We start from the raw sequence: 13,192 nt of genomic DNA, 5'->3' as shown, positions 1-13,192 counted from the left end.
AAACGAGCATGTCCACAACGTACAACTTTGATTTGAAAGGCCGTCATTTTCTATCATTGAACGATTTTTCAGGAGACGAGTTGAACTATTTGATCGATTTATCGGCCGCCTTCAAGCGTCAAAAGCAACAAGGCGTCCCGCATCGCATCTGTGAAGGGAAGAACGTGGCGCTCTTGTTTGAAAAACCATCGACACGGACGCGTTGTGCGTTTACTGTGGCGGCCATCGATCTCGGCATGCATCCGGAATACCTCGGGAAATCGGATATCCAGTTCGGCAAAAAAGAATCGGTTCGAGACACGGCCATCGTGCTCGGACGTATGTTCGACGGCATCCAGTTCCGTGGGTTCGCCCATGAGACGGTCGAAGGTTTGGCCAAAGATGCTGGTGTCCCGGTATGGAACGGGTTGACGGACTTATATCATCCGACTCAAATCTTGGCCGACTTCTTGACCGTCAAAGAACAGAAAGGCGAGTTGTCTGGCATTCGCTTCGTCTATGTCGGCGATGGACGCAACAATATGGGCAACACGCTCTTGATTGGTGGGGCCAAAGTCGGAATGGACATGCGCATCTGCGCGCCGAAATCGCTCTGGCCGTCAGATGAGGTCGTCGATTTTGCCCGCTCGGTCGCTGCCGAGACGGGAGCGAAAATTACGTTGACCGAGAGTATCGATGAAGCGGTCGCCGACGCCGACGTGATTTACACCGATGTGTGGGTGTCGATGGGCGAAGAGGCGGAATTCGCCGAGCGGATCAAGTTGCTCCATCCTTACCAAGTGAACATGGACATGCTCACGAAGACGAATAATCCAGACGTCATGTTCCTTCACTGTCTGCCAGCCTTCCACGACTTGGAGACCGAGGTTGGCCGAGCCATCCATGCCGAATATGGTCTGACCGAGATGGAAGTCACGGACGAGGTGTTCCGGAGTCGTCATTCCTTCGTCTTTGATCAGGCGGAGAATCGGATGCACACGATTAAAGCTGTGATGGCGGCGACGCTCACCGACACGAACGAATGGCTTGAACGCTGACGGACGGGAGGGGTTTCCCCTCCGGTTCGTACTAAACGAAAGGGATGAGTTCAATGTCTACGAAAATAGCGCATGACTCAAGTGGAACGGCTGGCGTACAACCGGAGAAAAAGGATCGACGATTAGGGCTCGGGGCGTTGACGGCACTCGTCGTCGGTTCGATGATTGGCGGGGGAGCCTTCAACTTAGCGGCCGATTTGGCCCAAGGTGCGAACGCGGGGGCGATTTTGATTGGGTGGGTCATCACCGGAATCGGGATTATCGCACTCGGTCTCAGTTTTCAAAATTTGACGATGCGTCGTCCAGACCTCGACGGCGGGGTGTACAGTTACGCCCGGGCCGGCTTCGGTCAGTTCATGGGGTTCAACTCGGCGTGGGGCTACTGGCTCTCCGCATGGCTTGGTAACGTCGCCTATGCGACGCTCCTGTTCAGTTCGGTCGGTTATTTCTTCCCAATCTTCGAAGGCGGTCAAAACATCGCCTCCATCATCGGCGCCTCGATTATGCTGTGGCTCGTTCATTCGCTCATTTTACGAGGCATTCATGAAGCATCCATGATCAACATCATCACGACGATTGCGAAACTCGTACCGATTTTTGCTTTTATCACCATCACCTTATTCTTCTTCAACCTCGATAATTTCACGTTCGATTTCTGGGGCCAGGGTGGTTTCTCATGGGGTAGTGTGAGAGACCAGGTCGTCTCGACGATGCTCGTCACACTATGGGTGTTCATCGGTGTCGAAGGGGCGGTCGTCTTATCCGGACGGGCCCGCAAGCGCTCGGACGTCGGGAAAGCGACGGTCATCGGGTTGCTCGGGACACTCGTCATCTATCTGCTCATCTCGATCATGTCGCTCGGTCTCATGAATCCAGAGAACGTGGCGAACGCTTCACAACCGGCGATGGCGTACTTGCTCGAGTCGGCGGTCGGACCGTGGGGCGCGATGCTCATCAACGGCGGTCTCGTCATCTCTGTCCTCGGGGCGTGGCTCGGTTGGACGTTACTTGCCGCCGAGATTCCATTCGTGGCCGGGAAAGACGGCGTGTTCCCGAAATGGTTCACGAAAGAGAATAAAAACAGCGCGCCGGCCAACGCGCTCTGGCTCACGAACGGATTGATTCAATTGTTCCTCTTCACGTTCCTGTTCTCGGATGCGGCGTATAATTTCGCCTTCTCGCTCGCTTCGAGCGCCATCTTGATTCCATACGTCTTCTCGGCTTTCTATCAAGTCAAAGTCGCGAAGAACGGCATCGGCTACAACGCCGGTGAACGTCGGACCCGCGATCTCATCATCGGAGCCGTCGCCTCGATTTACGGGATTTGGCTCATCTATGCGGCTGGAATCGACTATCTGCTCTTGACGACCTTACTGTACGCACCAGGTACGTTGCTCTACATCAAGGCACAGCGTGAGAACGGCATCAAGACGTTGACGAAGACGGAATGGATTGTGGCCGGTGTCTTGACCGCGCTCGCCATCTTGGCCGTCGTGCGCATCGTCTCAGGAAATATCTCAGTCTTTTGATCGGGGGAAACCAATATGCGGAATAAACGAGTAGTCATCGCACTAGGTGGAAATGCGATTCAACAAGGAAAAGATGCGACGGCCGAGGCTCAAATTCGAGCCGTCGAGGCGACGGCTGAATCTCTTGCCGCGCTTGTCGCCGAAGGGATTGAGGTCATCATCACCCATGGGAACGGGCCGCAAGTTGGGAATTTGATGTTGCAACAGGCTGCGTCAGATAGTCCGGCGACGCCGGCCTTGCCACTCGACGTTTGCGGGGCGATGACACAAGGGATGATTGGCTATTGGTTCGAGAATGCCCTCACGAAAGCTCTGAGATCGCGCGGTTTGGAACGTTCGGTCGCGCCAATCGTCACGCGGTCGGTCGTCGACCCGAACGATAGTGCCTTCAGTCACCCGACGAAGCCGATTGGTCCCTTCTACGACGAGGCGGAAGCGCAACAGATGGAACGGACGACCGGTTATGTGTTCAAAGAAGACGCCGGTCGCGGCTATCGCCGCGTCGTCCCGAGTCCGTTTCCAGTGGCGATTCTCGAACACGCGGTCATCCGTGACCTTGTCGCCCATGAGCACATCGTCGTCGCCTCTGGCGGCGGCGGGATTCCCGTCATCGATACACCAGATGGTTATGTCGGTGTCGAGGCGGTCATCGATAAAGATTTCGCCGCTGCGAAACTCGCCGATCTCGTCGACGCCGACATGCTCCTCATTTTGACGGCCGTCGAGCACGTATTCGTCGATTTCGGGACCCCGTCGGCTCGGGCGCTCGAGGAGACGACGAAAGAACAGCTCGAGACGTATATCGCCGAAGGCCAGTTCGCACCGGGCAGTATGTTGCCGAAAGTTCGGGCGGCCCTTCAGTTCGCCGAATCAGGACACGACCGGGTTGCCGTCATCACGTCGCTCGAACAAGCCCTTGCGGCGGTCCGAGGTGAGGTCGGGACGCGCGTCCGACTCGCCGCGACGCTCCAACAATAAGCTCAACGCCACAGACATCAGCGTCTGTGGTTTTTTTCTGAATTGGTAGCTCGTCGTTTTTTATGGTCCGACATGGGGAAGGAATGTTGTATGTCGATTTAGACATTGCTATCATTTTGAGTGTAAACGTTTGCACAATTTAGAAGGGGAGTGACGAAGAGCGGCAACGCTCGAGCTTATGCGTCTATTTGAAGAGGAGAACGTCTATACGCAACAAATGAAGCCACAGGCAGATAATCGAGCAATCGTCCAAGGGAGCTGCTATCGCTTCACGGTGCTGACGAGCCAATTGATTCGGATGGAATACGCGGAAGATGGGGTGTTCGAGGACCGGCCGACCCAAGTCGTCTTTAACCGGGCGTTCGCAGTCCCGGAGTTTCGCGTGATCGAGGATGAGACAGAACTGCAAATCATCACGGAGCACGTCCACCTCTATTACACGAAAGGGCCGTTCGCGCCGAACGCGCTCTACGTCGATGTGAAAGGGAACTTCAGTACGTACTATAGCCGCTATACATTTAACGGACCGGAGCGGACGTTGAAAGGGACGGCGCGAACGCTCGACCATGTCGACGGGGCGACGGAACTCGGTGAGGGCATCGCCTCAAAACAAGGATATGCCGTCATCGATGACTCCGATTCGTTCATCATGACCGAGGATCGTTTTGTGGAACCGAGACGGAAGCATATCCATGACTTGTACTATTTCGGTTATGGACATGAATATAAGCGGGCGCTGCGTGACTTCTATCAACTGACAGGCCCGACGCCGCTGTTGCCACGAAAAGCGCTCGGCAACTGGTGGAGCCGCTATTGGCGCTACGACGAGACGGAATATAAAGAACTCATGCGTCGGTTTAAGACAGAAGACATCCCGTTCTCGGTCAGCGTCATCGACATGGATTGGCACGTCACAGATGTCCCCGAAGAATACGGGAGCGGATGGACGGGTTATTCATGGAATAAAAACCTGTTCCCGGACCCGAAAGGCTTCTTGACGTGGCTCAAACAAGAGAGTCTGCTCGTCACGTTGAACTTGCACCCGGCGGACGGCGTGCGTGCCTTCGAAGATCAGTATACGGCGATGGCCGAGGCGATGGGCATCGACCCGTCCCAGGGTGACCGCATCCCGTTCGACTTCTCTGATAAGCGCTTCATTCAAGCTTATTTCGAGCAGATGCACCATCCGCATGAAGTCGACGGCGTCGATTTTTGGTGGATTGACTGGCAACAAGGCTCGACCTCGAAAATGGAGGGGCTCGACCCGCTCTGGATGTTGAATCACTATCATGCGACCGATATCGCCCGGGATGGCAACCGTCCGCTCATCTTCTCCCGTTACGCGGGGCCGGGCAGTCATCGCTATCCGGTCGGATTCTCGGGTGACACGCTGATTTCGTGGGCGTCCCTGGCCTTCCAACCGTACTTTACAGCGACGGCGGCCAATATCGGTTACGGCTGGTGGAGCCATGACATCGGCGGGCATTATCGCGGTTCGAAAGACGACGAGCTCGCCGCACGCTGGGTCGCGTTCGGGGTGTTCAGTCCGATCATGCGACTGCACTCGACATTGAGTACGTTCAACGGCAAAGAACCGTGGCGCTTCGGTCTCGAGGCGGAACGGTCGATGAAGACGTTCTTGCGTCTGCGCCATCAATTGATTCCATACATTTATACGATGAACTGGCGCAACCATGTCGGCGCCTTGCCGCTCGTCTTACCGATGTATTACGAGCACCCGGACGAAGACGCGGCATATGAGGTGCCGAATGAGTATTACTTCGGCAGTGAACTCATCGTCTCCCCAATCGTCGAACCGATGAATCGACAGCTCCACGTGGCGGCGACGAACGTCTGGCTACCGAAAGGCGACTGGTTCGACTTCTTCACGGGTCATCGCTACAGCGGAGACAAATCGGTTCGCATGTTCCGTGGGCTCGAAGATCAGGCGGTGTTCGCCAAAGCCGGGGCGATTATCCCGATGGCACCACACCATTCGGGTCGAAACGATACCGACAACCCGGCCGATTTGGAAGTGCTCATCTTCCCAGGCGCCTCGAACACGTTCACGCTCTATGAAGACAATGGGAAGGACCGTGGCTATGAGACGGGAGCCTACGCCGAGACGACGTTCACGCTCGATTGGGAGGAACGGAGTCTTCATATCCAAGTGACAGGTGACCGGTCTGTGTTACCGGTGGACCGCCATGTCACGTTGCTCCTTCGAGGGGTGACCGGGTCTGGTGAATACAAACGGGAGACACAGACGCTTCGCCTCGAGCTCGGACCGATCAGAGACGAGCTGACCGTGGAACTCCCGGTCGATGTGACGGCGAACGACCATCGTCTCGATCGGTTGTATCGCTTCTTGGACCGTGCGGAAATCTCATACGATTTAAAAGACCGGTTATACCGGTCAGCGGCGGCGAAGACGCGACTCGAAGCATGGCTGTTCGATTTACATGCGCTCGAACTCGATCGCGACCTGCAAGACGCGATCATGGAATTGATGCTCGACTGAATACTTTATTGTGACGAAGAGGGGCGGTTCATGCCCTTCTTTTTTTGTCAGAAAATCGTCGGATTTTGTAAGCGTTTTCAATAAGAGGTCGCTTTATACTTAAAAGAGAGGCGAGATGGATTGGAGGATGCGACATGAAACCAAAATGGACGGTGGACGATTTGAGACAGCTTGATGTGTTCGCCAAATGTGCCACACGAGAGCTCGAGGCGCTGTTGCCGCATGTCTATTGCCGCACGTATCGGAAAGGTCAACTCTTGTTCATAGAGGGCGATCCCCGGGAACGGGTCTATTTCTTGATTAGCGGTTATGTGAAGCTTGAACGTTGCAACGAGACGGCGACACATCAATATACGGACTACTTGAAACCGAAGCAGTTGTTCCCGTATCGCGGCTTGCTGACGGAACCGTACTATCAACATTCAGCCGAGGCGTTGACCGATATCGAGGTCATCTATATGCCGACCGATCGATTCGAACAACTCGTCTCGCGGAACGCATCGATGTTGTTCCACATCGTCGGACAGATGAACCGGATTCTCGATTTGCACGAGCGCCGTGTCCAGGACATCATCACACCGAGTGCGACCGACCGGGTGCTCAACACGATTCATTACTTGATTGAAGACCTCGGGGAGGCGGAAGCGACGGGCGTTCGTGTCCGCTGCCCGTTCACGACGATTGAGATTTCGCGCTTGTCGGGCACGTCACGAGAGACCGTATCGAACATCTTGTCGCGGTTGCGAAAAGAAGACGTGCTTCAATTTGATGCGCGGGAATTGATGATCGGTCATCCTGAATATTTTGAACAGTCGCTGTGATGGCGCCGCGTGTGGGACGTGGCGTTTTTTGCATGTCTGAGGAAGCGCAGCGTTCGCCTTGCAAGGGTGCATCAGGTATAATTAGTGAGAATCCTCACAAAGAAAAAGTCTCCTGATTGATAGAAAGGATGAACGCAGTGAAACGACTGCAAGCTCTTGCTTTAGCAGAAAAACGCCATATCGTCGGACTCATCATCGCGGCAGTGATGATCGGGTTGTCGATTTTAGCTCAAGCCTATTTGATTGTCGACATTGTCGATCAAGTCTTTTTAAAAAATGCATCGTTTGAAAGCATCGTTCCGACGCTCGGGTGGCTCATCCTCGCGCTCGTCACACGAGCTGGTTTCGGCTATATGTCGGGGAGGATTGGAGCGAGCCTGTCAGAAAAGGCGAAACGAACACTCCGATTGCAATTGCTCGACCGCTATACGTCGAATCCGATTGAGACGTCAATATCCGGTCAATCCGGTAAAAAGGTGAGCGTGTTCATGGACGCGGTCGACGAAGTCGATGCCTACTTCAGCCAATATTGGCCGCAAGTCATTCAAACGTCGATTATTCCACTACTCATTCTCGTCGTCGTCTTCAGCCAACATTGGATTTCAGGCGTCATCATGATGGTGACGGCTCCATTCATCCCAATTTTCTTCATCATCATCGGGATTGCGACCCAGAAGAAGTCAGAACAGCAGATGGAGAAAATGAATCAGTTCTCCGGCAAGTTCTTGGACGTGTTGCAAGGATTAACGACGCTCAAACTATACGGTCGGACCGAGCGTGAGGCGCAAGCGATTGAAAAGAGCAGTCTCGATTTCCGCGACGCGACGATGGTCGTCTTGAAGACGGCGTTCCTGTCGGGTCTCATGCTCGAGTTCATCTCGATGCTCAGCACGGGCGTCGTCGCACTCGAAGTGGCGCTCCAAATGGTCGTCTGGGAGAACTTGACGTTCTTCTCCGGCTTTTTGATTCTCGTCTTGGCCCCGGAATACTATTTGGCCATCAAAGACCTCGGCGGTGCGTTCCACACCGGACGAGGCAGCATGGGGGCGGCCGACCGTATTTTCGAGGCGCTCGATGCACCGGATGAACGCTTGACCTGGGGCGACCGGACGTTGACGAGCCCGACACCCGACCTCGAGCTCGACGCCGTCTCGTTCGCCTATGAAGGTGGACGCTTTACGCTGCATCCATTAAGCGGTGTGATTCCTGCCGGTGCCCACGTGGCGCTCGTCGGGGCGAGCGGGTCCGGCAAGACGACCGTCTTGAACGTGTTGTCCGGGCTCGTGAAACCGGACAGTGGACGTGTCCTCGTCGACGGAGAACCGCTCGAGACATACACCGATTCGTCATGGTATGACACGATTGGCTACATCTCACAAAATCCGTATTTGTTCGCCGGTACCGTCGCCGATAATATCGCCCTCGGGGAAACGGCCGACGAGATAAACATCCTTGAAGCCGCGAATGCAGCCGGATTGAACGATGTCATCGCGCAATTGCCGAACGGCATTCATACCGAACTCGGTGAAGGCGGTTATGGATTGTCTGGAGGCGAACGGCAACGGCTCGCCTTGGCCCGCGCCTTCTTGAAACGACCGGGCATCATCTTGTTCGATGAACCGACGACAGGGCTCGATTTAGTGACGGAGCAAATCGTTCGGCGCTCGATTGAGGAGTTGTCGCGCGAGGCGACGCTTGTCACGGTCGCGCATCGCTTGCATACGATCAAGCAGGCGGACGCGATTTGGTTCATGGACGATGGGAAGCTCCTCGCCCAAGGCACGCATGACGAATTGCTCAGCGTTCCGCAATACGCTGACTTGTTCACGCTACAGAAAGGGGTGAGAGGATGAACTCACTTTGGACGATCACGAAATGGATGATGCGCGAGAAGAAGGATATCATCCTCTCGATCTTCTTTGGGTACGTGGCCGGCATCGCGGCCGTCGCCTTGTTCGCGGCGAGCGGTTACCTCGTCTCACGGGCCGGTCTCGTACCGCCGCTCTATGCGCTCATGGTGCCTGTCGTTTTGATTAAATTGTTCGGTGTGATTCGGGCGAGTGCGCGTTATCAAGAGCGCCTTGCCTCGCACCGAGCGACATTCACAATTTTGAGCGAGTTGCGGGTCCGGTTTTACCGCCAGCTCGAACCGCTCGTGCCGAGCATCTTTGCCAAGTATCGGAGCGGGGATTTGCTCGCTCGCGTCGTCGGTGACGTCGAGAACTTGCAAAACTACTTTTTACGGGTATTCTATCCGCCGATTATCTTGGTGCTCGTCTTCTTGAGTACGATTTTTTTCGTCACGTATTTCTCGATGTGGGTCAGCCTCTGGATTTTGTTCGGTGTGTTCGTGACCGGCTTTTTGATTCCGGCGTTCTTCGCCCGAATCCGTGCCAAGCACGACCGCGAGCTTCGCGCCTTACGGGGTGACCTGTCGAGTGGGATGACAGAGATGATGTACGGATATCGCGATTTGTTGCTTCATCATCAACTTGGACGGACACGCGGCGAGCTGCTCGAACAGAGTGACCGTTACGCCGAAGCGCAGAAGCGGGATGTGACGAATCAGTTCTTCAACTCGTCACTCGTCGTGGCGGCATCCCTGCTCGTCTCGTGGGGTGTTCTTGCCATCGGGGCGTATCTCGTCGTCGACGGCGAGTTGAACGGCCTATTTTTGGCCATGCTCATCATGATGTCGCTCACCGCGTTTGAGAACGCGACACCGATGGCGGTCTTCCCAGGCCACTTTGCCGACAGCAAGCAAGCGGCCGATCGACTGCTCGAAGTCGTCGAGCCGAGTGAAGCAATCGTCGCGGCCGAGGCCACCCGGACGGACATGGTACTCGAATCCGCTCCGGACGTATCGTTCGAGCGCGTGACCTATCGCTATCCGGATACGTACCGCGACGTCCTGAGCGACGTGGATGTGACGTTACGAAGCGGAACGAAGACGGTCATCGTCGGGCCGAGCGGCTCAGGGAAATCGACGCTCCTGCAACTGTTGCTCGCTTTCGTCAGACCTGATTCCGGTGAGATCCGATTGAATGGGCAACGGTTGGACGATGTGACCCAAGCATCGGTCTGGCGTGAAGCCAGCGTCGTCCTTCAAGAGAATCACTTCTTCTTCGGGACGGTGCGCGAGAACTTGGCGTTAGCCGGAGAGTTCACCGACGCTGAGATGGAAGCGGCGCTCGCGAGCGTCCGGCTCGGTTTCTCACTCGATGAGCCTGTCCTCGAGAAAGGGGCGAACTTGTCGGGCGGAGAACGGCAACGGCTCGCCATCGCCCGGGCGCTCTTGAAGAACGGGGTGCTCTGGATTCTCGATGAAGCGACGTCGGCCCTCGATGCGCGGACCGAGGCGGACGTGTTCGCCGAAGTCTTCCGCCGTGCCGAGTCATCGACACTCGTCATGGTCAGCCATCGCCTGACCGGGCTCGAGCGCTTCGATCACATCATCGTCATGGAAGGCGGTCGCGTCGTAGAGACGGGAACGTATGATGAACTGATGCGGTCCCGCGGTGTCTTCTATGGCTTGAAACAGATCGAGCAAGATATTTTCGCATGAAAAAACGAGCGGCTCCGTCGGAGAGCCGCTCGTTTTTTGGATGGCGAATTTGGGTGCAACCAATGGGGGTTGTCGCATTGCTTTCAAAAAGAGTGTCGTGGAGGGGAATCCACGTGACGCAATGGTTTGGGGAACGCTTACGTCAAGCTTTTGGGAGCTACATCTTGAGTATAGATGATAACGATTCTCATTGTCAATTAGAAAATGATATAAAAAAACCGCAACCGGTTCGGGTTGCGGTCGATCGTCAGCTTGATGGTACGCCCTTGCGGAACGTGAAGCGAATTAAGCTGAACAAATAGCGGATATAGAAGAGCGCGAACGCATAAAATACAGCGATGGCTGATGCGCCGAGTTCAACACCTGGAATGTTCATCAAGAACTCGAGGATGAGAATCGACAGCAAGAAGATGTAGAGGCCAGCGTCTAGATAGAGCGGCATCAATTTGCCGCGCTGATGCCAGAACGTCCGGACGAGCGGTGCGACGATCATCCCGATGATGCGTTCCGCAAAACCGATGCTGAGCACGGAAATCATGAACGCAGCGACCGTTTCGAACGAGACGAGCTCTGAGAAGGCAAACATGGAGATAAGCAAGAGCGGGCCGATGAAAATCATCATTGAGAGTGACGTGCGTAAAAAGATCAGTAAGTTCCGTTTCATCGTGTCGACTCCCCCGAAGAGCGACTGGCGGAACGTCTTGCCACGTTGATAGTCGAGGATGAACGATCCCACAAACATCAAACCGAATAGTGATAACAATACTGTCATGAAATGTGTTTCCCCTTTTTCTGTCCAAATCTATGATCAACTGTAAGAATCATCGAATCAAAGTCTAGCCTAGTGTACCGATTCACTAGTTGAAAGTAAAGCGGGAAAACTGCGTAAAACCGCAATCTTTTGCGAACGATTCGCCGATTACGACGCCAAGATGAAGCGATTGCGACCAGATTCCTTAGCGTGGTATAACGCTTCGTCGGCATGCTTCAACACGCTGTCGACTTCGATGTCGTTTGAATGGCAGGCGCCGAGCGAGACCGTGATATGTAACGTCCCGGCGCTCGTCTCGAACGGGAATGTCGAGACTTTTTCTCGTATAGATTCGGCGAGGCGAGTCACGTCCTCTCGATTGGCGTTCGGCATGATGATTAAAAATTCTTCTCCGCCGAAACGACCGACAAGATGCCGTTCGTCGCTCTCGGCGACGAGTAACATGCCGAGCTCACGTAATACGTCGTCCCCGACGTCATGACCGTACGTGTCGTTCACGCGCTTGAAATGGTCGATGTCGACGAGGATCAACGCGTACTCTTTCGCCTCGACGTTCAGGTTGGCCATGGCTTCATTCAATAGACGTCGGTTGGCGATGCCGGTCAATGCATCCGTCCGAGCAAGTTGTTGCTGGTGCTGGACGTTCTCAAAGTGACGTCGCAACTCTTGGAGCAACCGGTAAGAAGCACAGGCACCGCCGTATGCCATCACGACGTAGGCAAAAATGACAGGGTAGAACAATTGAAGCGGTAACGCGTAATAGATGGCGGTACCGAAAACAGCGATACTGATTGTCGTGAAAATGAGTAGCGTATTGCGGGTATTATCGAGTTTGAGGCGCAATAGACTGATGGGAAGGACGAGCCCAATCATGCTCAAAACGGCCAGATAAAAGCCGATGTACGCCCCGTCGGTGACCATCAAAAAACGAGCAGTCAAAAAGATAACGGCTGCAACCGTTCCGCTGACCCATCCACCGAACAGGACGGCAAGTGAGATTGGGATGGAGCGCAAATCAATTAGGATCCCTTCAAGTGGCAGTGCGTTCGCTAGTAAAATCAAGGCGACGAACCCGGTTTGAACGCCGAGCAGAATTCTGCTTTTTAAAGGTGATTTCGGTGTGAGCCGTGGACGGTTTCGGAAAGGGAGAAACGAAATCGTGAATAGCGTGAATAGGATACACAGATTTAGAAAAAATGAGTTGATGATCGTGAGCATGAACGCATCCCCTAACGTGAAATGGAAATAATTAGTTTCAGTTTAGCACATTACAACCAGGTTGACGCTTGATGGATGGGGATAATGTGTTCACCATTCCCGCCATTCTTCCGTCACGTCTTCTGTCGTCTCATAACCGGCTAAAATGGCACCGGCTTGAATGAAGTCGTACAATTCCTCACGCTCGACCGTCTCGATGAAATGGTCGTGTTCTTCGTCAATTTCGTTTAAACGCAATACGACGTCGCGGACGGCCGCTAACACGTTTGCTTCCGTGCCGTCTGCCTGTGTCAAGGCGGTCACGTACCGCCGAAGCGCGGCATCGACGGCAAAGATGATCTCGACGGTATACACGTCATCTCCCTCGTTCATTCGGTCTTCCCACATCAGTGTCGGGCGATTGGCCCATAATCGTTCAACTTCCATATTAGGTGCCTCCTTCGAAATGGAACATCATCTTCCACTCTATCTTAGCAAATAAGTTTGGTATGATAGAGAAAAAGGGGGACTGTCCGTGCGGTATTGGGACCATTTCAAACGAGCCTTCATTCCGATTGCGCTCATCTTGATCGGGTTAGCCATCTTTTATACATTATCGGCTCGAGGCAATCTGGCATTGACTGCTCTCGGAGCGGCCATCGTCGGCGTCATCTTATTTTTAGTGATGCGACATATGAATCGGGTCGAAGAAGACTAACGAGAACACGTTCGGGGTTCTCGTTTTTTGTTGTCTGTGAGATTTTTTGGGTAC

11 protein-coding genes are annotated in these 13,192 nt (G+C 54.3%); 8 read left to right on the top strand and 3 right to left on the bottom strand.

All coding sequences use genetic code 11. From position 1 onward, the window contains the following. Positions 1-8 precede the first annotated feature (8 nt). The 7 genes from argF (at position 9) to cydC (ending at position 10,451) form a co-directional block, all read left to right on the top strand. On the top strand, positions 9-1,037 hold the full coding sequence (argF, locus tag KNP85_RS11815; RefSeq protein ID WP_214715651.1) for an ornithine carbamoyltransferase: 1,029 nt from the start codon (positions 9-11) through the stop codon (positions 1,035-1,037). A gap of 53 nt (positions 1,038-1,090) precedes the next feature. Further along, positions 1,091-2,566, top strand: a complete 1,476-nt coding sequence (gene arcD, locus KNP85_RS11810; protein ID WP_021065975.1) for an arginine-ornithine antiporter — start codon at positions 1,091-1,093, stop codon at positions 2,564-2,566. 15 nt (positions 2,567-2,581) lie between these two features. Next, positions 2,582-3,544: a carbamate kinase gene (arcC, locus tag KNP85_RS11805; protein ID WP_029594557.1), complete on the top strand. Its 963-nt coding sequence runs from the start codon at positions 2,582-2,584 to the stop codon at positions 3,542-3,544. Positions 3,545-3,722: 178 nt separating this feature from the next. After that, positions 3,723-6,065: a glycoside hydrolase family 31 protein gene (locus tag KNP85_RS11800; RefSeq protein WP_214803215.1), complete on the top strand. Its 2,343-nt coding sequence runs from the start codon at positions 3,723-3,725 to the stop codon at positions 6,063-6,065. A gap of 134 nt (positions 6,066-6,199) precedes the next feature. Further along, positions 6,200-6,886 carry a Crp/Fnr family transcriptional regulator gene (locus KNP85_RS11795; protein ID WP_214803212.1) on the top strand — a complete coding sequence of 229 codons (687 nt, stop codon included), beginning with the start codon at positions 6,200-6,202 and terminating at the stop codon, positions 6,884-6,886. Between the two features lie 128 nt (positions 6,887-7,014). After that, a complete protein-coding gene (gene cydD, locus KNP85_RS11790; RefSeq protein WP_214803209.1) occupies positions 7,015-8,739 on the top strand; it encodes a thiol reductant ABC exporter subunit CydD in 1,725 nt (574 codons plus the stop codon). Then, positions 8,736-10,451: a thiol reductant ABC exporter subunit CydC gene (cydC, locus tag KNP85_RS11785; RefSeq protein WP_214803206.1), complete on the top strand. Its 1,716-nt coding sequence runs from the start codon at positions 8,736-8,738 to the stop codon at positions 10,449-10,451. Before cydD ends, cydC begins: the two co-directional genes overlap by 4 nt. Positions 10,452-10,698: 247 nt before the next feature. Here cydC and KNP85_RS11780 read toward each other — a convergent pair whose 3' ends face one another. The 3 genes from KNP85_RS11780 to KNP85_RS11770 all read right to left on the bottom strand — a co-directional run bounded on the left by KNP85_RS11780 (position 10,699) and on the right by KNP85_RS11770 (position 12,867). Continuing rightward, positions 10,699-11,223: a hypothetical protein gene (locus KNP85_RS11780; RefSeq protein WP_058764968.1), complete on the bottom strand. Its 525-nt coding sequence runs from the start codon at positions 11,221-11,223 to the stop codon at positions 10,699-10,701. A gap of 147 nt (positions 11,224-11,370) precedes the next feature. Next, entirely contained in the window at positions 11,371-12,441 is a 1,071-nt protein-coding gene (locus KNP85_RS11775; RefSeq protein WP_214803198.1) for a diguanylate cyclase, read from the bottom strand. A 90-nt stretch (positions 12,442-12,531) separates the two neighbouring features. Further along, a complete protein-coding gene (locus KNP85_RS11770; RefSeq protein WP_214716401.1) occupies positions 12,532-12,867 on the bottom strand; it encodes a hypothetical protein in 336 nt (111 codons plus the stop codon). 88 nt (positions 12,868-12,955) lie between these two features. Between KNP85_RS11770 and KNP85_RS11765 the strand changes: the two genes are divergently transcribed. Further along, positions 12,956-13,138 (top strand): hypothetical protein, encoded by a 183-nt coding sequence (locus KNP85_RS11765; RefSeq protein WP_214716382.1) that lies wholly within the window; start codon positions 12,956-12,958, stop codon positions 13,136-13,138. Positions 13,139-13,192 lie beyond the last annotated feature (54 nt).

The organism is Exiguobacterium sp. s194, from assembly GCF_018618275.1.
GTDB lineage: Bacteria > Bacillota > Bacilli > Exiguobacteriales > Exiguobacteriaceae > Exiguobacterium > Exiguobacterium chiriqhucha.
Note: the sequence above shows the minus strand (reverse complement) of the source record. Positions and strands in the feature narration are given on the sequence as shown.

What these genes read in the sequence shown, in the direction of transcription:
- arcD (WP_021065975.1), top strand. Translation starts at nt 1,091, where the DNA reads ATGTCTACGAAAATAGCGCATGACTCAAGTGGAACGGCTGGCGTACAA.
- argF (WP_214715651.1), top strand. Translation starts at nt 9, where the DNA reads ATGTCCACAACGTACAACTTTGATTTGAAAGGCCGTCATTTTCTATCA.
- KNP85_RS11795 (WP_214803212.1), top strand. Translation starts at nt 6,200, where the DNA reads ATGAAACCAAAATGGACGGTGGACGATTTGAGACAGCTTGATGTGTTC.
- KNP85_RS11775 (WP_214803198.1), bottom strand. Translation starts at nt 12,441, where the DNA reads ATGCTCACGATCATCAACTCATTTTTTCTAAATCTGTGTATCCTATTC.
- arcC (WP_029594557.1), top strand. Translation starts at nt 2,582, where the DNA reads ATGCGGAATAAACGAGTAGTCATCGCACTAGGTGGAAATGCGATTCAA.
- KNP85_RS11800 (WP_214803215.1), top strand. Translation starts at nt 3,723, where the DNA reads ATGCGTCTATTTGAAGAGGAGAACGTCTATACGCAACAAATGAAGCCA.
- cydC (WP_214803206.1), top strand. Translation starts at nt 8,736, where the DNA reads ATGAACTCACTTTGGACGATCACGAAATGGATGATGCGCGAGAAGAAG.
- KNP85_RS11780 (WP_058764968.1), bottom strand. Translation starts at nt 11,223, where the DNA reads ATGACAGTATTGTTATCACTATTCGGTTTGATGTTTGTGGGATCGTTC.
- cydD (WP_214803209.1), top strand. Translation starts at nt 7,015, where the DNA reads ATGAACGCAGTGAAACGACTGCAAGCTCTTGCTTTAGCAGAAAAACGC.
- KNP85_RS11770 (WP_214716401.1), bottom strand. Translation starts at nt 12,867, where the DNA reads ATGGAAGTTGAACGATTATGGGCCAATCGCCCGACACTGATGTGGGAA.